Source organism: Sphingomonas sp. BK580 (genome assembly GCF_014194975.1).
Lineage (GTDB): Bacteria > Pseudomonadota > Alphaproteobacteria > Sphingomonadales > Sphingomonadaceae > Sphingomonas.
On record NZ_JACIAY010000008.1, the window covers coordinates 120,262 to 139,323 of the forward strand.

18 protein-coding genes and 1 tRNA gene are annotated in these 19,062 nt (G+C 71.5%); 7 read left to right on the plus strand and 12 right to left on the minus strand.

Annotated elements, in window-relative coordinates; translation table 11 throughout:
• Positions 1–63: 63 nt before the first annotated feature.
• The 3 genes from FHY05_RS14870 to FHY05_RS14880 form a co-directional block, all read right to left on the minus strand.
• Positions 64–267 carry a hypothetical protein gene (locus FHY05_RS14870; protein ID WP_183945236.1) on the minus strand — a complete coding sequence of 68 codons (204 nt, stop codon included), beginning with the start codon at positions 265–267 and terminating at the stop codon, positions 64–66.
• 86 nt (positions 268–353) lie between these two features.
• Complete coding sequence (locus FHY05_RS14875; protein WP_183945237.1) at positions 354–1,076, minus strand: NTP transferase domain-containing protein; 723 nt, start codon at positions 1,074–1,076, stop codon at positions 354–356.
• A gap of 10 nt (positions 1,077–1,086) precedes the next feature.
• Positions 1,087–2,193 (minus strand): inositol-3-phosphate synthase, encoded by a 1,107-nt coding sequence (locus tag FHY05_RS14880; RefSeq protein ID WP_183945238.1) that lies wholly within the window; start codon positions 2,191–2,193, stop codon positions 1,087–1,089.
• A gap of 129 nt (positions 2,194–2,322) precedes the next feature.
• Here FHY05_RS14880 and FHY05_RS14885 point away from each other — a divergent pair, with 129 nt between their 5' ends.
• Together FHY05_RS14885 and FHY05_RS14890 are read left to right on the plus strand one after the other, a co-directional pair.
• Entirely contained in the window at positions 2,323–3,192 is an 870-nt protein-coding gene (locus tag FHY05_RS14885; RefSeq protein WP_183945239.1) for a CDP-alcohol phosphatidyltransferase family protein, read from the plus strand.
• An 88-nt stretch (positions 3,193–3,280) separates the two neighbouring features.
• Positions 3,281–3,823, plus strand: coding sequence for a superoxide dismutase family protein (locus FHY05_RS14890; protein ID WP_260181589.1), 543 nt, complete (start codon positions 3,281–3,283; stop codon positions 3,821–3,823).
• 189 nt (positions 3,824–4,012) lie between these two features.
• Here the strand turns inward: FHY05_RS14890 and FHY05_RS14895 are convergent, their stop codons facing one another.
• The gene (locus FHY05_RS14895; RefSeq protein ID WP_183945240.1) at positions 4,013–5,563 is read right to left on the minus strand and encodes an MFS transporter; all 1,551 of its coding nucleotides are present in this window, start codon (positions 5,561–5,563) and stop codon (positions 4,013–4,015) included.
• A gap of 432 nt (positions 5,564–5,995) precedes the next feature.
• Between FHY05_RS14895 and FHY05_RS14900 the strand changes: the two genes are divergently transcribed.
• From FHY05_RS14900 to FHY05_RS14915, 4 genes are all read left to right on the plus strand, one after another.
• Positions 5,996–8,077, plus strand: coding sequence for a S9 family peptidase (locus FHY05_RS14900; protein WP_183945323.1), 2,082 nt, complete (start codon positions 5,996–5,998; stop codon positions 8,075–8,077).
• A gap of 347 nt (positions 8,078–8,424) precedes the next feature.
• Positions 8,425–9,981: a sensor histidine kinase gene (locus FHY05_RS14905; protein WP_183945241.1), complete on the plus strand. Its 1,557-nt coding sequence runs from the start codon at positions 8,425–8,427 to the stop codon at positions 9,979–9,981.
• A gap of 2 nt (positions 9,982–9,983) precedes the next feature.
• Entirely contained in the window at positions 9,984–10,361 is a 378-nt protein-coding gene (locus FHY05_RS14910) for a response regulator (RefSeq protein WP_183945242.1), read from the plus strand.
• Positions 10,358–11,101 carry a Crp/Fnr family transcriptional regulator gene (locus FHY05_RS14915; protein ID WP_183945243.1) on the plus strand — a complete coding sequence of 248 codons (744 nt, stop codon included), beginning with the start codon at positions 10,358–10,360 and terminating at the stop codon, positions 11,099–11,101. Before FHY05_RS14910 ends, FHY05_RS14915 begins: the two co-directional genes overlap by 4 nt.
• Before the next feature lie 55 nt (positions 11,102–11,156).
• On the opposite strand, the gene FHY05_RS14920 is transcribed toward FHY05_RS14915, so the two are convergent.
• The 3 genes from FHY05_RS14920 to rplK all read right to left on the minus strand — a co-directional run bounded on the left by FHY05_RS14920 (position 11,157) and on the right by rplK (position 13,639).
• Positions 11,157–12,326, minus strand: coding sequence for an alpha-hydroxy-acid oxidizing protein (locus tag FHY05_RS14920; RefSeq protein WP_183945244.1), 1,170 nt, complete (start codon positions 12,324–12,326; stop codon positions 11,157–11,159).
• 184 nt (positions 12,327–12,510) lie between these two features.
• The gene (rplA, locus tag FHY05_RS14925) at positions 12,511–13,203 is read right to left on the minus strand and encodes a 50S ribosomal protein L1 (protein ID WP_132908955.1); all 693 of its coding nucleotides are present in this window, start codon (positions 13,201–13,203) and stop codon (positions 12,511–12,513) included.
• A gap of 4 nt (positions 13,204–13,207) precedes the next feature.
• The gene (gene rplK, locus FHY05_RS14930; protein ID WP_183945324.1) at positions 13,208–13,639 is read right to left on the minus strand and encodes a 50S ribosomal protein L11; all 432 of its coding nucleotides are present in this window, start codon (positions 13,637–13,639) and stop codon (positions 13,208–13,210) included.
• Between the two features lie 482 nt (positions 13,640–14,121).
• Here rplK and FHY05_RS14935 point away from each other — a divergent pair, with 482 nt between their 5' ends.
• Positions 14,122–14,952: a helix-turn-helix domain-containing protein gene (locus FHY05_RS14935; protein ID WP_183945245.1), complete on the plus strand. Its 831-nt coding sequence runs from the start codon at positions 14,122–14,124 to the stop codon at positions 14,950–14,952.
• A 78-nt stretch (positions 14,953–15,030) separates the two neighbouring features.
• Here FHY05_RS14935 and nusG read toward each other — a convergent pair whose 3' ends face one another.
• The 5 genes from nusG to FHY05_RS14960 form a co-directional block, all read right to left on the minus strand.
• Positions 15,031–15,567, minus strand: coding sequence for a transcription termination/antitermination protein NusG (gene nusG, locus FHY05_RS14940; protein ID WP_183945246.1), 537 nt, complete (start codon positions 15,565–15,567; stop codon positions 15,031–15,033).
• Positions 15,568–15,584: 17 nt separating this feature from the next.
• On the minus strand, positions 15,585–15,782 hold the full coding sequence (gene secE, locus FHY05_RS14945) for a preprotein translocase subunit SecE (RefSeq protein ID WP_183945247.1): 198 nt from the start codon (positions 15,780–15,782) through the stop codon (positions 15,585–15,587).
• A gap of 269 nt (positions 15,783–16,051) precedes the next feature.
• Positions 16,052–16,294 carry a hypothetical protein gene (locus FHY05_RS14950; RefSeq protein ID WP_183945248.1) on the minus strand — a complete coding sequence of 81 codons (243 nt, stop codon included), beginning with the start codon at positions 16,292–16,294 and terminating at the stop codon, positions 16,052–16,054.
• Positions 16,295–16,399: 105 nt separating this feature from the next.
• Positions 16,400–16,475 (minus strand) — tRNA-Trp (locus FHY05_RS14955).
• 61 nt (positions 16,476–16,536) lie between these two features.
• Positions 16,537–18,903, minus strand: a complete 2,367-nt coding sequence (locus tag FHY05_RS14960) for an EAL domain-containing protein (RefSeq protein WP_311732492.1) — start codon at positions 18,901–18,903, stop codon at positions 16,537–16,539.
• Positions 18,904–19,062: the final 159 nt, after the last annotated feature.

Consider the following 19,062-nt stretch of genomic DNA (forward strand, 5'->3'; position numbering starts at 1 on the left):
GCCTAGGACACGGACGCAGTGCTTCCCGTCCTGGGCTCCCGCGTGCGCGGGAGCTCGCGCGCGCTACGGCCGCTCGGGCGCCGTCTCGCCGCCCTGCGCCGCCAGCGCCATCGCGCGCGCGGTGCCGGTGGCGGGCTTGAGCCGCGTCGCCGACGCGTCGCGGCCGTAGTTGAGGTACAGCACCGTCGCGATCAGCAGCGCGATCGCCAGCAGCGCGGGCCAGCCGGCGAAGCTGCGGTAGGAGAAGCCGTGCTTGTTCGTGTCCATGGCAGTCCTCGTCGTCGGGTCTCGCCGCTGGCAATGACATAGCGGACGGACACGTTCCCGCTGATCGAGGTTACATTTTCTTGCTGTCAGGCAGCGCGGGGATGCGCCGCCAGCGCGGCCTCGGCCTGGTCGAGCGCGCGCGGGTCGTCGACGTCGAGCCACCAGGCGTCACCGACGTCCACGACCCGTGCCTCGCCGCGCGCCGCCAGCGCCGCGACTCCCGCGGAGATCGAGCCGCTGCCACCGGCAGCGATCGAGTCGCGCAGCGCGTCATGGAAGCGCGCGTCGACCGCGAACACGCCGGTGTCGAAGCAGTCATAGTCCGGGAGGTGCTTGCCGATCGCGACGATGCGGTCGCCCTCGGTGCGCACGCGCGTGACGTCGTCCAGGTCGATCAGCGGATTGTCGAGCCGGCGGTCGACGCCGAGCGTGAGCGCCGCCTCGGGCGCCGCGACGACGCGCGCGATCAGCGCCGGGTCGAGCAGATGGTCCGCCATCATCAGCAGGTGGCGGCACGGGCCGATCGCCGTCGCGCCGGTCAGCACCGAATGGCCGTTGGCGAGCGACCAGTCGGGCGTGCGCACGCAGCGCAGCGGCACGTGGAGCGTCGCGGCGACCGAGGCGAGGTGGCGCTCGAGCCGCTCGCCCTCGTGGCCGGTGACGACGGTGACGTCGGTGACGCCACCGTCGAGCGCGGCCCGGAGCACGCGCTCGATCAGCGGCACGCCCTGCACGAGCGTCAGCGGCTTCGAGGGAGAGACCGCGCGCAGCCGGCTGCCATAGCCGGCCGCGACGATGAGCGCGTGCAAGGGGAGGACCTTACTCGGCGGCGAGGCGGGCGTCGGCGTGGATGAACTCGTTGGTCATCGCGGCCGCCACGTCGTCGGTCACCTGCTGCGGCGGGTGCTTGCAGAAGAACGCCGACGGACCCTCGAGCGCGCCGGCGATGCCGCGCTCCAGGCCGAGCTTCACGCAGCGGATCGCGTCCACCACCACCGCGGCCGAGTTGGGCGAGTCCTCGACCGACAGGCGCAGCTCGAGGTTCATCGGCACGCCGCCGAACAGGTCACCCTCGAGCCGGAGGAAGCACAGCTTGTTGTCGCCGAGCCAGGGGATGTAGTCCGACGGGCCGACGTGGATGTTCTCGTCCGCGAGCCGCTCGGCGATCACCGCCTGCACCGCCTCGGTCTTCGACTCCTTCTTGCTCGCCAGCCGGTTGCGGTCGAGCATGTTCATGAAGTCGGTGTTGCCGCCGGTGTTGAGCTGGTAGGTGTGATCGATCGTCACGCCGCGCTGGCCGAACAGGTTCGACAGCACGCGGTGGACGATCGTCGCGCCGACCTGCGCCTTCACGTCGTCGCCGATGATCGGCAGGCCGGCGTCGGCGAACTTCTTCTCCCACTCGGGGCGCGAGGCGATGAACACCGGCATGCAGTTGACCACGCCGAGGCCTGCCTCGAGCGCGCACTCCATGTAGAATTCGGTCGCCTCCTGGCTGCCGACCGGCAGGAAGTTGACCAGGATCTCGGCGCCCGAGCGCTTCAGCTCGGCGATAATCTCCGCCTTCTCGGCGTCGCGCGTGTCGTCGATCTCGAAGCCGCGGTCGTTGGCGGCGGTGAGCATGTGCGGCGCGACGCCGTCGAGCTTGGCACCCATCTTCACGATCGTCCCGGTCTTGGGCACGTCCGCGTGGAATACCTTGGTGCAGTTCGGCTTGGCGAAGATCGCCTCGCCCAGGTCGAGCCCGACCTTGCGCGAGTCGACGTCGAACGCCGCGACGAAATCGAGGTCGCCGACCTTGTAGCCGCCGATCTCCTCATGGATCAGACCGGCGGCGGTGTTGCTGCCGGCATAGTGGTATTTGCCCTGCACGAGGCTGCTCGCGCAGTTCCCAACCCCGATGACCGCCACCTTGATCGAAGCCATTCTACCCCACTTGTCGGCCCCTAGCCGAGCTGAAGACATATACGTTGCCGCTTCGTGACAGATACGTGGCAACTGTCAAGCGGACCGAACGCCTGTATAGGCGCGCCGGGGCAAATGCACGAGGAACGCGTGAACGATTCCGAACCGGCTGTGGCGGGGAAGCCGCGCGAGCTACAAGGCTTTCTGAACAGGACGATCTATCACCCGCTCGCGCACGTGCTGGCGCGCGCGCTGGTGCCCACGCCGGTGACGCCGAACATGGTCTCGATCACCGGTGCGCTGATGGTGATGGCGGCGGCGGTGCTCTACGCGCGGGTGGGGACGCCCGCGGCGATGGCGCTCGGTTTCCTGCTCCATTGCCTGTGGCACGTGGTGGACGGCGCCGACGGTGCGCTGGCGCGAATGTCGGGTCGCGCCTCGCCCTCGGGCGAGATCGTCGACGGGCTGTGCGACTATGCCGGGCACGCGGTGATGTACACGCTGCTGGGCGCGGCGATGGACGACCGGATCGGCTGGGTCGCCTGGCCGATCGTCGTGCTCGCGGGGGTGAGCCGCGCGGTCCAGTCGGTCTTCGCCGAGAGCCAGCGTCGGACCTATCAGTGGTGGGCCTATGACGTGCCGTGGCTGCAGACCGCCAAGTCGGGCGGCGACGGCATCGGCGTGCGGCTCTCCGCTCTGTACCTCTGGGCGTGGCACAAGATGTCGGGGCCGACCCAGGTGGTGAACGCGCTGGTGGCGAGCGCGGCGGCGGACCCGCCCGAGCGCCGCCGCATCGCGCAGATCGCGCGCGAGGAGGGGCGCAAGCTGCTGCCCGCCGCCGCGGTGCTCGGCGCCAACCCGCGCACGATCCTGCTCGGGCTCAGCATGATCGCGGGGACGCCCCTGTGGTTCTTCCTGATCGAGATCGTGGTGCTCAACGTGGTGCTGGTGCTCGCGATCGTGCAGGCTGCCTATGTCGGGCGGCGGATGACCCAGCTGATCGCGCACGGGCACCGGTGAACCGTGCCGGTCGGGCGCGGGAACCGCGCGCGCGGCCCGCGGGTTGCCTGCGGCAAGAACATGGATCAGTGACAACAGGGAGCGAGCGATGCGGCGGATCACGGCGATGACGGGTGTGGGGCTGGCGGCGCTGGCGCTCGCGGCGTGCAACGATCAGGCGAAGATGGACACGGGGGCGCCGATGCCCGGCGGCGCCAGCGCCACCGCGCAGCTCGCCACCGGGACGGGCGCGCCGGTCGGCCGCGCCACCGTCACCGAGGTGGCGGGGGGGCTGCGCTTCACCGTGGACGCCAGCGGGATGCCGCCGGGCACGCACGGCGCGCACGTCCATATGGTCGGTCGCTGCGACCCGCCGGGCTTCGAGAGCGCGGGCGGTCACTGGAACCCGACTCAGATGAAGCACGGCGCGATGAACCCGCAGGGGCCGCACCAGGGCGACCTGCCCAACCTCGTCATCGGCAACGACGGCCGCGGCACGATCGGGGCGACGATCCCGGGCGCGACCATGGCCGGGCTGCTCGACGCGGACGGCGCCGCGATGGTGATCCACGCGGGGCAGGACGACCTCAAGACCGATCCCAGCGGCAACTCGGGCGCGCGCATCGCCTGCGGTGTGTTCCAGGCGGGGTGAGGGGAGGGGCCGGCAGCGCCGGTCTCTCATTGCTACCGTCATCCTGAGCTCGTCTCAGGGTCGACCGTGCCGCAGTCTCAGACGCCGAGGCGCTCGCGGGACGGTGGATCCTGAAACAAGGTCAGGATGACGCCAGCGCTTGAGGGGGCGCCGGAGGGCGAGGAGAGGCGCGCGTCTCTCCCAGCCGCCTCACCCCAGCTCCCCCGCCGCCTGCGCGCGGTTCTCGCGCGTCCGCTCCGCCTCGGGCACCAGCCGGTAGGCCGCCACGCCCGCCGCCAGGCCGAGCGGCACGACCGCGAGCAGCGCCAGCATCCCGGTCGACAGGCTGCCGCTCAGCGTCGAGATCCGCCCCGCCAGGTACGGGCCGAGCGCCAGCCCGAGCAGCGTCGTGCCGATGAAGAAGGTCGCCGTCGCCGTACCGCGCATCCGGGGCAGCACCAGGTCCTGCGTCGCCGCCGCGGCCGAGCCCAGCCCCCAGCTCGCCAGATATTGCGACGCGAACAGGCACAGGTAGAGCGTCAGCGGCGCGCTCGCGGTGAAGCCGATCACGAGGAAGGGCACCGGCAGCACCGCCCCGCACAGTACCGGCACCAGTCGCCCGGAAGGGTTGGTCCGCCGCAGCCGGTCCGCGATCAGCCCGCCGCTCGTCACCCCGAGGAAGCCCGACAGCGCCGCACCGCCGCCCAGGATCAGCCCGGCCTGCGCCGGCGACACCGCGAGCGCGCGCATCGCGTAAGGCGCCGCCCAGAAGGAGGCGGCGTAGCTCAGGAAAGCGTTGAGCCCGTACGCCACGACGACGCACAGGAACGCGGGCGTGCCGACGATCAGCGCGAAGGTCGGCGGGTCACGGCGGCGCAGCGCGCTCGCCCAGGAGAAGACCGCGTAGACGCCGGTGCCGACCGCGACCCACTGCGGCAGCGGCTCGCCGAGCACGCGTAGCAGCGCCACCGCCGCGACCACCGCCGCCAGCGCGACGAGGTTGACGGCCAGCGCGCCGACCCCGCGCCGCGCCGCCGCGATCAGGGTGAGCGGGGGCAGGATCGTCAGCAGCTCGCTGCCGAAGGCGCGGAACGGCGCGGGATGCGGCGGTGGCGCGGGCAGCCCCTCGACCGCGCCGCGCACCGGCTCGCGCAGCGTCGCCACCAGCGCGGCGAGCAGCAGCCCGGGCAGCCCGACCGCGAGGAAGGCGGCCTGCCAGCCGGCGAGGCCGAGCGGCGGATCGACCGGGAAGGCGCGCTGCCAATGCTGCACCACCAGCCCGCCGACCAGCAGCGAGCAGCCCCCGCCGACATAGATGCCCGCCGAGTAGATCGACAGCGCGGTGGCGCGCAGCTTGCGCGGGAAATAGTCCGAGATCAGCGAGTAGGCCGAGGGCGACGCGGTCGCCTCGCCGACCCCGACGCCGACGCGCGCGGCGGCGAGCTGCGCGCCCCCGCCCGCCAGGCCGGAGAGCGCGGTCATGGTCGACCACAGCGCCAGTCCCACCGTCATCAGCCGCACGCGGTGCCAGCTGTCGGCGAGGCGGCCGAGCGGGATGCCGAACAGCGCGTAGAAGACGCCGAAGGCGGTGCCGTAGAGGAAGCCCAGGTCCTCGTCGCGCAGGTGGAGGTCGCGCTTGATGTCCTCGGCGAGGATCGAGATCACCTGCCGGTCGACGAAGTTGAGGATGTAGACGACGAACAGGACCGCGAGCACGTACCACGCATAGCCGCTCGCGCGCTGGTCGCCGTCCGGGGTCATGCCCGTTCCCTCCCGATGTTCGTCGTTGCGGGGAGCGTAACAGAGGCGGGCCGGGAAGGAAGGGGGCCCCGCCGATATGGGAGGGGCGGGGCGCGGGAGGTCGCGCCGCCCGCTCGGGCCACAACTGGACTCGTTTCATGATCTACCGCAGCGCATGTGCGGCCGTCCGTCGGGAGCGTTCGCCATCGCGGGCGCGTGCCCCGGCGGAGGCCGGGGCCCAGTCGGGAAGACGGTGCGAGAGCCACCCACGTCCCCACCTGGGCCCCGGGCCCCGCCGGGGCACGCTCGCGCTCGGGGTAGGACACCACTCCTTGTACGAGGGCTCTTCCTCGCGCCCTTCACTTCGCCCCAAACCTCACCCTCTCGCCTCATTGCGCCGCCGATACTTTCGTCCATGATCGCGCGCGTCCCACCTTCCGCGGAGTCGTCCCCATCGTGCGTCCAGCGCTCTCCCGTCTCGCCCTCTGCCTCGCCCTGCTCGCCGCCCCCGCCGTCGCGCAGCAGCCGCCCGCCGCCGCGGACGGTCCCACCCGCCTCTTCACCGGTGCCGACCTGTTCGGTCTGTCGGTCGCGAGCGACCCGCAGATCAGCCCGGACGGCAAGACGATCGTCTACGTCCGACGCGCGGGCGACATCATGACCGACCGCATGGGCTCCTCGCTCTGGCTGATCGACGTGGCCAGCGGGCGCCAGACCCCGTTCGCCACCTCGGGCAGCGCGCCGCGCTGGTCGCCCGACGGGACGCGGGTCGCCTATGTCGCGGGCGACGGCGAGCAGTCGCAGCTGTTCGTGCGCTGGATCGCCAGCGGCAGCAGCGCGCGCGTCACCTCGCTGCCCGGCGACCCGAGCGCGCTCGCCTGGTCGCCCGACGGCACCCGCCTCGCCTATGTCGCCACCGTCGCGGGCGAGGGCACGACGCTCGGCAAGGCGCCCGCCAAGCCCGAGGGCGCCAAATGGGCGCCGGGTCTCGAGGTGATCGATCGCGTCACCTATCGCAACGACGGCCCCGGCTATCGCAAGCCCGGCTACGCGCACGTGTTCGTCGTCGCGGCGGACGGCGGCGCGGCGCGCCAGCTCACCTTCGGTCGCTTCGACGACGACGGCCCGCTGGCGTGGAGCCCCGACGGGCGTCGTCTCCTCTTCGCCGCGATCCGCGCCGGCGACACCGAGCGCGAGGTGCTCAACACCGACGTCCAGTCGGTCGACGTCGCCACCGGTTCGGTCACCGCCCTGACCACCCGCCAGGGACCGGACGCCAACGCGCGCGTCTCGCCCGACGGCCAGCGGGTCGCGTGGATCGGCTTCGACGACCATCGCCGCGGCTATGAGGACGCGCAGCTCTACGTCGGCGGCGCCGACGGCGGCGCGCCGCGCTCGCTCACCGGCGCGCTCGATCGCAGCGTCGAGGACGTGCAATGGGCGCGCGACGGGCGCAGCCTCTACGCCAGCTACGACGACCGCGGCCAGCGCAAGCTCGCGCGCATCGGCACCGACGGCAGGCTCAGCGTGATCGCCGACAATCTCCAGGGCAGCGGGCTCGACCGGCCCTATACCGGCGGCGACTTCTCGGTCGCGCGCGACGGTACGGTCGCCTACACCGGCGGCGACGCGGGCGCGCCGGCCGACGTCTGGGTGCTCGCCGGCGGCAAGCCGCGCCGGCTGACCCAGCTCAACGCGGTGATGACCGCCGCCAAAACGCTCGCCCCCGTCCGCAAGCTGAGCGTCACCGCGCCCGACGGCCGCGCGATCGACGCCTGGCTCGCCACCCCGCCGACGCGCGCCGCGGGACAGCGCGTGCCGCTGATCCTCGAGATCCACGGCGGCCCGCACTCGGCCTATGGCCCGACCTTCGCCAGCGACGTCCAGCTCTACGCCGCGGCGGGCTATGCCGTGCTGTGGGTCAACCCGCGCGGCTCGACCTCTTACGGCGCCGAGTTCGCCAACCTGATCGACAAGAACTATCCCTCCGCCGACTATGACGACCTGATGGCCGCGGTCGACGCCGCGATCGCCGACGGCACCGCCGACGGGGATAACCTGTTCGTCACCGGCGGCTCGGGCGGCGGGGTGCTGACCGCCTGGATCGTCGGCAAGACGCACCGCTTCAAGGCGGCGGCGACGCAGAAGCCGGTGATCAACTGGCTCAGCGAGGCGCTGACGATGGACAACACCACCTTCACCTCGCGCTACTGGTTCAGCAAGCTGCCGTGGGAGGATCCGATGAGCTATTGGGTGCGCTCGCCGCTCAGCCTCGTCGGCAACGTGACGACGCCGACGCTCGTGGTGGTGGGCAGCGAGGATTACCGCACCCCGGTGAGCGAGTCGGAGCAATATTACGCCGCGCTCCAGATCGCCAAGGTGCCGACCGCGCTGGTGAAGGTACCGGGCGCGAGCCACGGCGGCTTCACGTCGCGGCCGTCGCAGTCGGCGGCCAAGGCGGCGGCGATCCTGGCCTGGTTCGACCGTTACCGCGGTCGCGGCGCGGCGGCGCCGACGACGGCGGGGGCGCGCTGAACTCGGTGACGCGACCCCGCGCTTCACGCTGCCACTCGTGTCATCCCGGCCTGAGCGCCTTCGCGAACGTCTCGCTGTTCCCCCGCGAACGCGGGGGCTCGGGATGGTCACGCCTCGCGTGTCGTCGTTGGGCTTGGCCCTGGGATCCCGCGTCCGTGCGGTAAACGGCGTCTCGATCGACGGTTGGCGGTGGTATCCTTCCCGCACAGGTTTCCGCCTGAGCCGGCGCCGCGAGGTGTCGCCGCTGCGCGCCGATTACCCTCGTGCGGCTGCGCGAAGACATAAGTTAAGGTGTTTAATTTGAGCCAATTTTGCCGGGAGGCGTTGGCCCGCCAGGGATGAGAGCGATGAGGATGGAGCCGCGCGACGAGACCAGCCTGATGGCGACGCTCGCGCGCAAGAACGCGGTGCTGGAAGGCATCAACGGGATCTTTCACGAGGCGCTCACCGCTCCCTCGCTGGAGGCGCTCGGGCGCGTCTGCCTCCGCGTCGCCGAGGACGTCACGGGCGCTGGCTTCAGCTTCATGGGCGAGGTCGATCGCACCACCGATCTGCTCGACGAGATCGCGATCAGCGCGCGCGGCTGGGCCGCGTTCGAGGCCGCGAAGAGCGACTGGCCGCACGGCAAGGTGCCCACCGGCCTACCTATCCACGGTCTCTACGGGCGCGTGCTGCGCGAGGGAAAGGGGCTCATCTTCAACGACGCCGCCACCCATGACGATCGAATCGGCACGCCCGCCGGCCACCCGCCGCTGGAGAGCTTCCTCGGCGTGCCGCTGCGCCAGAACGGCGCGGTGATCGGCATGGTGGGCCTGGGGAACCGCCCCGGCGGCTTCCGCGAGGAGGATCTCGCCGCGGCGGAGGAACTGGCACCGGCGATCGTGCAGGCGCTGCACAGCAAGCGCGCCGAGATGGCGCTGCGCGACAGCGAGGAGCAGCGCCGCCTCACGCTCGAGCTGGTGCCCGCCATGCTGTGGCGCGTCGATCTCGACGGCCTGCGCATCGCCTCGAACCGACAGTGGCACGCGATCACCGGCCAGACCGACGAGCAGGCCTCAGGCAGCGGCTGGATGGAGCTGATCCATCCGAGCGAGGCCGGCAAGGTGACGCGCGCGTTCCGCCGCGCTTACGCCGCGGGCGAGCCGGTCACGGTGCAGTGCCGCGTCCGCCAGGCCGAGGGCGGCTATCGCGCGCTGCTGATCCGCCAGGTGCCGGTGCGCGACGGCGCCGGTCAGATCACGCACTGGCTCGGCGCCGCGACCGATATCAGCGACATGCAGCTGCTCGAGGAGCGGCAGCGCGTGCTCGTCGCCGAGCTGCAGCACCGCGTGCGCAACATCCTCACCGTGGTGCGATCGGTGTTCGCGCGCACGGTCGAGGGAAGCGAGTCGCTCGACGACGTCGCCGACCATTTCCGCGGCCGGCTCGACGCGCTGGCGCGCACGCAGGTGAGCGCGACGCTCAACGCCAGCGGCACCGTGGATCTGGAGAACCTGATCCGCGACGAACTGCTGAGCGTCGGTGTCAGCGATGGGCCCGGGCTCACCATGGCGGGTCCGGACGTGGCGCTGCCGGTCGACGCCGTCGAGCTGCTCGGCCTCGCGATCCACGAGCTCGCGACCAACGCCTTAAAATTCGGCGCCTTTCGCGCGCCAGGAGGGTCGCTCTCGATCACCTGGAATGTTAATGTAGATGGAAGATCGGCGCGCCGACTTGACCTTAGTTGGGTCGAGCGGGGCGTGCCAGCGGTCCCGGTAGGCCCCGCGCGGCAGGGGTTCGGGACCGAGTTGATCGAGGAGGCTCTACCGTATCGGCTCGGTGCCGAGACCCGGCTCGAGTTCCGCGGTGGCGGCGTTCGCTGCACGATCGCGCTGCCGCTGGGCGGCGACGAGGAAGGAGCGTGACGATGCCGGGGCGACTCGCGGGCAAACAGATCCTGGTCGTGGAGGATGAGTATTTCATCGCCTCCGACCTGCGTCGCGCGCTCGCCGCCGAGGAAGCGCTGGTGATCGGCCCGGTGAGCAGTCTCGCCGCCGGGCTGGATCTCGCCGAGCGCGAGGATATCGCCGCCGCGCTGCTGGACGTGAACCTCGAGGGCGACTCGTCGCTCGCCATCGCCGACCGGCTCGCCGCGCGCGGCGTGCCCTTCGTGTTCGTCACCGGCTATGACGACTGGGCCTTGCCCGACGCCTACCGCCACGTGCCGCGTGTGCCCAAGCCGTTCGCGGTGCCGACGGTGCTCGCCGCGCTCGACCAACTACTCGCATCGGAGGACGTGCCATGATCCGCGCCGCCACCATCATCGACGATCGTCAACCCGCGTTGCAGCGGCTCGCCGCGCTCGCGCCGCTCGATGCCGAGGTGATCGAGACGATCGTCGCCGCCTCCGCGCAGGCGCAGACGATCCGCGCCCGGCGCGAGCTGGTGAGCGAGGGGCGCGAGATCGCCGAGCCGCTGCTGCTGCTGCGCGGCTGGGCGGCGCGGGTTCGGCTGCTGCCCGACGGTCGGCGCCAGTTCCTCAGCTTCCTCCTGCCCGGCGACGTGGTGGGCCATTGCCCGCAGCCGCGTCCGGTGGCGGTGGCGACGATCGTCGCGCTCACCGACGTGCTGGTCTGCGCGGCGCCGCCCGCCGCTGCCGGCTCGGCGCTGCGCACCGTCTACGCGGTGGGCGACGCGCTCGACCAGGCCTATGTGCTGGCGCAGGTGACCCGGCTCGGTCGGCTCAACGCGCAGGAGCGGATCGGCGATCTTCTGCTCGAGCTCCACGAGCGGCTCACCCTCAACGGCATGGCGCGCGGCACCAGCTTCGACCTGCCGTTGACGCAGGAGACGTTGGCGGACGCGCTGGGCCTGACCTCGGTTCACGTCAACCGCATGGTGCAGCAGGCCCGGCGTGAGAACGACCTGCAGTGGAAGGGCGGTCGAGTGACGCTGATCGACCCGCCGGCGCTGGCGCGCAAGATCGGCCGCGTGCCGGTGCGCGTGTCCGCCACCGTGGGGCCGCAGCCAGCGCGGGTGCGGTGACGGGCTGGCCTCTCCCTTGCAGGGGAGGATCAGTTGATCCTGCGATCGCCTCCGGCTACGCCTCCACTCGCCGGGCGCCCGCCTCGCGCACCGCGGCGAGCGTGGGCCAGCCGTTGACCGCCATCAGCAGGTCGGCCTCGGCGAGCAGGCACTTGAGCACGTGCGCGCAGCCCGCCGCGCCGCCCAGCGCGAGGCCGTAGCTGTACGGTCGCCCGACGCCGACGAGGTCGGCGCCGAGCGCCACCGCCTTGACGATGTCGGTGCCGCTGCGCACCCCGCCGTCGAACCACACCGGGACGCGCCCCGCCACCGCCGCCGCCATGTCGGGCAGCAGGTCGATCGCGGCGATCCCGCCGTTCGCCTGGCGTCCGCCGTGGTTGGAGACGTAGACCGCGTCGGCGCCGCCGTCGATCGCGCGCCGCGCGTCATCGGGATGGCACAGGCCCTTGAGCACGATCGGCAGTGCGGTGAGCGAGCGCAACCACGGCAGGTCGTCCCAGGTGAGCACCTGACCGAACGTCGCCGCCCAGGTCATCACCGCGGCGCGGCGGTCCTCCTCGGGCGGCCGCGCGAGAAGGCTTCGGAACACCGGGTCGCTGAAGTAATTGGCCAGCACGTGGCCGCGCAGCTGCGGGAAGTTGGCGGTGTTGAGGTCGCGCGGGCGCCAGCCGGTGACCCAGGTGTCGAGCGTCACCACGATGGCGCGGTAGCCGGCCGCCTCGGCGCGGCGCACCAGGCTGGCGGCGAGGTCGCGGTCGCGCGGCGTGTAGAGCTGGAAGAGCGCGGGGGTGTCGCCGGTGGCGGCGATCACGTCCTCGAGCCGGTCGTTGGCGAGCGTCGAGGCGCAGAGCGGCACGCCGGTCCCGGCCGCGGCCCCGGCGGCGGCGAGGTCGCCGTGCGAGTCAGGCGTGCACAGGCCGGTGACGCCGATCGGCGCCATGAAGAGCGGCGAGGCGAGCCGCGTCCCGAACAGGTCGGCGGAGAGGTCCCGCTGCGCGCTGTCGACCATCATCCGCGGCACCATGCCCCAGTGCGCGAAGGCGCTGGCGTTGCGGCGCTGGGTCAGCTCGTCGCCGCAGCCGCCCTGGACATAGGTGAGCAGCGACGGCGGCATCGCCGCCTCGGCGCGCTGTTCGAGCGTGGCGAAATCGACCGGCCATTCCGGCACGATCCCCTCCAAGCCGGCGAGATAGATCGCCAGCTGATAGTCGCCGAACTGCGGCATCCCGCTTTCCCTTCGTTCGCGCCGACGTACGCTAAAGCCGGCGGCGGCTCCACGTCGTTGCGACGGGGTGCGGACGCGAGAAGGGCCGGGATCGCTCCCGGCCCTTCCGCTGTTCGTTCGTCGCGACGCCCCGGCGTGCCGTGGCGTGCGTTCGAGGCGCCCCGGCGAGCCGGGGCGGGGGGCGTCAGGCGCCCGCGACCTCGGCGACGTCGACCTTGATCCCCGGGCCCATCGTCGAGCTGACCGCGATCTTCTTGACGTACTTGCCCTTGGCGCCCGACGGCTTGGCCTTCACCACCGCGTCGACCAACGCGTCGAAGTTGCGGCGCAGGTCCTCGGCGCCGAAGCTCGCCTTGCCGATCCCCGAGTGGATGATGCCGGCCTTCTCGACGCGATATTCGACCTGACCGCCCTTGGCGGCCTTCACCGCCTCGGCCACGTTCATCGTCACCGTGCCCAGCTTCGGGTTCGGCATCAGGCCCTTGGGGCCGAGCACCTTACCCAGGCGGCCGACCACGCCCATCATGTCCGGGGTCGCGATGCAGCGATCGAAGTCGATCGTGCCGCCCTGGACCGTCTCCATCAGGTCCTCGGCGCCGACCACGTCCGCACCCGCGGCACGCGCCTCGTCGGCCTTGGCGCCGCGCGCGAACACGCCGACGCGGACGGTCTTGCCGGTGCCGGCCGGCAGCGTGACGACGCCGCGGACCATCTGGTCGGCGTGGCGCGGATCGACGCCGAGGTTCAGCGCGATCTCGATCGTCTCGTCGAACTTCGACGACGCGTTCTGCTTCGCCAGCGCGATCGCCTCGTCGACGCCGTGCAGCTTCTCACGGTCGATCGTCCAGGCCTTCTGCTTCTTGCTCACCTTCGCCACGGCCTCAGCCCTCCACCACTTCGAGGCCCATCGCGCGGGCCGAGCCTTCGATGATGCGGGTCGCCGCCTCGAGATCGTTCGCGTTCAGGTCCTTCATCTTGACCTGCGCGACCTCGGCCAGCGCCGAGCGGGTGATCTTGCCCGCGGACACCTTGCCCGGCTCCTTGGAGCCCGACTTCAGGTTGGCCGCCTTCTTGATCAGGAAGGTCGCCGGCGGCGTCTTCGTGATGAAGGAGAAGCTGCGATCGGCGTAGACGGTGATCACGGTGGGCAGCGGCGAGCCCTTCTCCATGTCAGCGGTCTGCGCGTTGAACGCCTTGCAGAATTCCATGATGTTGACGCCGCGCTGACCCAGCGCCGGGCCGATCGGCGGCGACGGGTTGGCAGCGCCCGCGGGCACCTGCAGCTTGATATAGCCTGTGATCTTCTTTGCCATTCGTCTCACTCTGTTACTGGCCGCTCCCGGGGAGAGCGTCCGGTTCAAGTCTAGCGGTCCATCCGGGCGCGGCCGCAGCCCCGCCCTCCCGCGGCGTTCCATCCAATGATGCGGTGGAAGCCGGCGCGCTTAGCCGAAGCGCCGCGTCCTGGCAAGGTCCCGACGCGGTCGCCGCGAGCGGGCGGTACCGGCGAGTGGCCGAGACGGCCGCCGAATTGTACGTAATTTAGCGCCTGGATCGGTGGGCAAGGTCGATGCGATTGTTGCCGCGGCGAGCCTCAAGTCGTAATCGCCAAATCATGGGCGGCTTCATCCCACGTACAGGAACTTCGCGGGATGGCGCTCCGCTCTCGCTGAGTCGGACGCCGCCCGACGATCTTGCTCCCTTTGTCGCGCGCTTCTTCGTCACGATCTTCGATCGGCCGAGTGACGCGGTGCTCGAAGATTTCCTTCTACATGAAACAGCTTACGTCCGCGTGCCCGTGATCGGCCGGTGGTCGACGATGGTCGAGGGAGCGTGGCGGGACTATGAGGGGCCGATGCTGTTCGGCGCGCAGCAGCGCCGCTTCCCGGTGCGCTGTGTCGGTCCGATCGTCGCCGCCGGATTCGCGATCAGGCCGGGCGGCTGGTACGGCTTCAGCGACGCCCCCGCCGACGCGCTCGCGGATCGGCTCGTGCCGATCGCGCCCGGGCGGTGGAACGAGGCGCTGCGTTGGGCCTGCGACGACGTGTTCGACCACGAACAGACCTTCGCCCGGCTCCATCAGGTGGTGCGCGAGCATCTCGTCGTCCGCGCCGCGGCGGCCGACATCGTCAGCGCGCGCTTCGAGCGGATCGCGCGGGTCGATCCGACTCGCCCCGTGACGGAGATCGCGGCGGAGTTCGGCATCTCGGGGCGCCGGCTGGACCGCGCCGTGCGACAGCATTTCGGCCACCTTCCCAAGACGGTGATGCGACGCAGCCGCTTCCTCGACATGGCCGCGGTGATGCGCGGGCTCGCGGTGCCGAGTGCCGATGAACTCGCCGAGCTGCGCTTCTACGACGCCTCGCACCTCAACCGCGAGTTCCGCGAGTTCGTTGGCATGACCCCGGCCCAGTTCCGCCGCACGCCGACGCCGCTGCTCACGCCGGGGCTGGAGGTGCGCCAGCAGCGCAAGCGCGCCGATCTCGCGCCGCACGCGCCCGCGCCATGGCTGGCCGACGCGCAGCCGGTGGTATCTGTCGTGGAGGTGCCGTCGGGTGAGTTGGTGCTGCCGCGCCTCAGCGTGTCCGACAACCCCGCCGGCGCGCAGGGCAGCGCGCCACAGCGGTAGCGCTCACGCGGCCCGTTCCCCGCCGCGGCGCGGCTCAGCCCGTCGCCCCCGCGGGGGCGGTGGCGGGGGCGGCATCGCTCACTTGCTGCGCTCGACCTGCTCGAAGTCGAGCTCGACCGGCGTGGCGCGACCGAAGATGCTGACCGAGACCTTGACCTTGGACTTGTCGAAATCGAGCTCTTCCACGGTGCCGTTGAAGCTCGCGAACGGGCCCTCGAGCACCTTGACCGCGTCGCCGATCTCGTAATCGACCTTGACCTTGGTCTTGGGGGCGACCGCCGCCTCCTCCTTGGAGTTGAGCATGCGCGCCGCCTCGGCGTCCGAGATCGCCTGCGGCTTGCCCGAGGAGCCGAGGAAGCCCGTCACCTTGGGGGTGTTCTTGACGAGGTGGTAGACGTCGTCGTTCATGTTGAGCTTGGCCAGCACGTAGCCGGGCATGAACTTCCGCTCGACCGCGATCTTCTTGCCGCGGCGCGCCTCCGTCACCGTCTCGGTCGGCACCTCGATCTGCTCGACCAGCTGCTCGAGCCCCATGCGGGTCGCCTCGGCCATGATCGAGTCGCGGACCTTGCCCTCGAACCCCGAATAGGCGTGGATGATGTACCAGCGCGCCATCGTCGTGCTTCCCGTCCTTACTTCGCCAGGCTCAGCAGCGCCTTGACCACGGCGTTGAAGAACGAGTCCACCGCCAGGAAGAACAGCGCCAGGACCGTGGTCATCACCACGACCATCACCCCCGTCATGATCGTCTCGCGGCCGGTCGGCCACACGATCTTGGCGGTCTCGGTGCGGACCTGGCGGATGAACTCGAGCGGGGTCGTCTTCGCCACGATACTGAGCCCTTGTTGAGCCGTGATAGAATGTCCCGCCAGCTACCGGCATGGGCCCGCTACCGCTTCCCCGTCTCGGGGAAAGCGATGGTAGACCGTCCGTGCTGTCGGAAGTGCGAGCGGACATATGGTGGCCGCGGCGAAAAGGCAAGCGCGGCGGCGGCACAGGCCCGTTGGCGCTGCCACGAAGAAGGGGCCGGCGCATCGGCGCCGACCCCTCCCGTCGTTCGTCATTCCTGACCGCCGGTCGCCGGGGCGACCGGGCCTGATCAGTTGCTGTCCGAATCGTCGTCATTGTCGTTGACGATCGCGATCACGCCGATCGCGGCAATGCCGGCGGCGATGATCGCGCCGAAGACGCCGGCGCCGGCCAGCTTGCTGTCCTTCGCGGTCGAGGTCGACGCGCGCGCGCCGGCGACCGACAGGCTAGCGGCGGGGTTGGCGGTGGTGGCGGCGAGCGCCGGGGTGGCGACGAGGCTCAGCGCAGCGGCGCCGGCGAGAATGGAACGCATGTGGCTACTCCCTTGGTGGTTGACGTATGTCAGCGATGAAGAGCTAATACGTCGCAGCCGCGAACGCGCAAGCCGGATAATCTATCCATCGACACCGATCCGGGTTGGCAGGAGTGGAGGGACTCGAACCCACGGCCCTCGGTTTTGGAGACCGATGCTCTACCAACTGAGCTACACTCCTGTGCCGCGGCGCTGTTGGACGCCGCGCGCGCGTTCGTCAAGGGGCGAGCGCGTCGGGCGCCTCAGGCCGCGCGCGTGGCGGCGGGCGACGCGTCGGGTCGGCGCACCGCGATGGCGAGCGCGCGCGCCTCGGTCACCGGCAGCGGGCGACCGAAGTAGAAGCCCTGGATGCTGCCGCAGCCCAGCTCCTGCGCCAGCCGCAGCTCGGCCTCGGTCTCGACTCCCTCGGCGGTGGTGGCCATGCCCATGCTCTGCGCCATCGCGACCACGGCGCGGATGATCGCGATCGCCTCGAGCGTGCCGCGCGACGCCGCCTGGACGAAGCTGCGGTCGATCTTGATCGAGGAGAAGCGGGTGGCGCTCAGATAGCCGAGCGAGGAGTAGCCGGTGCCGAAATCGTCGAGGCTGAGCCCGACGCCGAGATCGAGGATCTGCTTGAGCAGCTTCACCGCGCCGGTGCCCTCGCGCAGGAACACGCTCTCGGTCACCTCCAGCTCGAGCCGGCGCGCGGGCAGGCCGGTGCGCGCCAGCGTGTCGGTGATCACTCCGACGAACTGCGGATTGTGGAGCTGCTCGGGCGAGACGTTCACGGCGACGCGCACGTCGTCGGGCCAGCCCGCCGCCTCGGCGCAGGCGGTGCGCAGCACCCACTCGCCGATCGGCGCGATCAGCCGCGCTTCCTCGGCGATCGGCACGAATTTGGCCGGCGGGATGTCGCCCAGCTCGGGATGGCTCCAGCGCAGCAGCGCCTCGAACCCGCGCACCGCGCCGCTGCGCGAGTCGACCACCGGCTGATAGGCGAGGTGAAGCTCGTCGTTGTCGAGCGCGCGGCGCAGCGCCAGCTCGATCACGCGACGCTCCTCCGCCTCGAGATGCAGCTGGGGCACGTAGGCGTGGTAGACGCCGCCGCCCCGGTCCTTGGAGCGATACAGCGCGAGGTCGGCCGAGCGGATCAGCGTCTCCGCCGTGCGGCCGTCGCGCGGCCCCGTGGCGACGCCGACCGAGGCGCCGATATAGAGCGTGTGCTGATCCACCTCATAGGGGCGCGACAGCGTCTCGATGATGGTGTGTGCCAGCCGCTCGAGCCGCCCGGCGTCGCCCGCGTCGCGCACCACCACCGCGAACTCGTCGCCGCCCAGTCGGCCGATCAGCTCGTTCTCGGTGACCAGCTCGGCGAGCCGTTCCGACACGCGACGCAGCAGCCGGTCGCCGACGGGGTGGCCGAGCGTGTCGTTGACCGCCTTGAAGCGGTCGAGGTCGATCATCATGAAGGCGCAGCGCGCGCGCCAGCGCTCCGCCTCGCTCAGCGCCCGGGTGAGCTCCTCGTTCACCGAGAGGCGGTTGGGAAGGCCGGTGAGCGCGTCGAAGCGCGCCATCCGGTTGATCCGCTCGGCCGAGGCGCGCTGCTCGGTGATGTCGGACACCACGCCGCGATAGCCGGCGAAGCGACCCGCCGCGTCGAGCCGCGGCGCCGCGGCGATCTGCCACCAGCGCGCCGCGTCACCGACCGTGACCGGCAGCGCGACGTCGCTGAACGGCTCGCGCCGGGTCATCTTGTCCGCGATCAGGCGCAGCTCGTCCGAGGCCGTGGCACTCTCCCAGTCGGCGCCGGCGAGCAGCCGCAGCAGCGGCATACCCTCCAGCTCGGCCGCGGTGATGCCGCAGGCGCGCGCGAAGCGCTCGCTGGCGCCGATGATCCGACGCGCGGCGTCGGTCTGCCACAGCCAGTCGGCGCCCTCCTCGAAGTCGCGCAGCAGCAGCTGCACCGTCGCCTCGCGCTCGCGCAGCGCGCTCTCCGCGGCGCCGAGTCGCGCGACCCCGCGCGCGCGGACGCACACCGCTCCCGCCAACAGCAGCGCGAGCGCGACGACGATGGCGGCCACGACGGGCCGACCGGCGAGCGCGAGCGGCGCGGCCGTCGCCGCGGCGGTGCCGGTGAGGAAGACCAGCGCCGCCGGCGGGAACGTCGCCAGGGTCAGCGCGGAGGCGGTCATCACGGTGGCGAGCAGCAGGTCCAGCGCGTAGGCGGCCGCGGGATCGGCGGCGACGGCGAGGCGCAGCGGCACCGCCGCCCAGGCGGCGGCGAGTGTGGCGGCCGCGGCACTCGCCGCGGCGAGCGGCAGCGGCGCCTCGGGCTCGGCACGCGCGACGATCAGCCGCGTCAGCACCGCCGCCGCGGTCGCCACCGCCGCACCCCAGCCGATCAGCCACGGTAGCGCCACCGAGTCGCGCAGCAGCGCCGCCGCGGCGCCCGCACCGAGCGCGTGCGCGGCGAGCAGCGCGGGCGCGAGTCGCCGCGCCACCGTCCGCTCCGCCGCCCGCTCCACCGTGATCTCGCGGTGGCCGGCGGCGCGCTCGGCGCTACGACGCAGCCCGAGGCGCGCGCGGATCGGCACAGATGCCGGCGGGGAGGTGGGATCGCGTGTCACGCCCGAGCCTTAGCTCCCTCGTCGTTGACGAAGCGTTGCCGCCGGCACGAACCTGCCGGCTTATCGGCATCGGGTTGCCGGTAACAAGGCAGGGCCTGTCAAGCACTTGCGTGCCCGAACGAGATCCGAGCCGAAGACCGCCTCCGGAATGGACGAAGA

Bases quoted from the DNA above. Each gene is read 5' to 3' on its own strand.
- FHY05_RS14870 (WP_183945236.1), bottom strand. From the start codon at position 267: ATGGACACGAACAAGCACGGCTTCTCCTACCGCAGCTTCGCCGGCTGG.
- FHY05_RS14880 (WP_183945238.1), bottom strand. From the start codon at position 2,193: ATGGCTTCGATCAAGGTGGCGGTCATCGGGGTTGGGAACTGCGCGAGC.
- FHY05_RS14890 (WP_260181589.1), top strand. From the start codon at position 3,281: ATGCGGCGGATCACGGCGATGACGGGTGTGGGGCTGGCGGCGCTGGCG.
- FHY05_RS14895 (WP_183945240.1), bottom strand. From the start codon at position 5,563: ATGACCCCGGACGGCGACCAGCGCGCGAGCGGCTATGCGTGGTACGTG.
- FHY05_RS14905 (WP_183945241.1), top strand. From the start codon at position 8,425: ATGAGGATGGAGCCGCGCGACGAGACCAGCCTGATGGCGACGCTCGCG.
- FHY05_RS14910 (WP_183945242.1), top strand. From the start codon at position 9,984: ATGCCGGGGCGACTCGCGGGCAAACAGATCCTGGTCGTGGAGGATGAG.
- FHY05_RS14915 (WP_183945243.1), top strand. From the start codon at position 10,358: ATGATCCGCGCCGCCACCATCATCGACGATCGTCAACCCGCGTTGCAG.
- FHY05_RS14920 (WP_183945244.1), bottom strand. From the start codon at position 12,326: ATGCCGCAGTTCGGCGACTATCAGCTGGCGATCTATCTCGCCGGCTTG.
- rplK (WP_183945324.1), bottom strand. From the start codon at position 13,639: ATGGCAAAGAAGATCACAGGCTATATCAAGCTGCAGGTGCCCGCGGGC.
- nusG (WP_183945246.1), bottom strand. From the start codon at position 15,567: ATGGCGCGCTGGTACATCATCCACGCCTATTCGGGGTTCGAGGGCAAG.
- FHY05_RS14950 (WP_183945248.1), bottom strand. From the start codon at position 16,294: ATGCGTTCCATTCTCGCCGGCGCCGCTGCGCTGAGCCTCGTCGCCACC.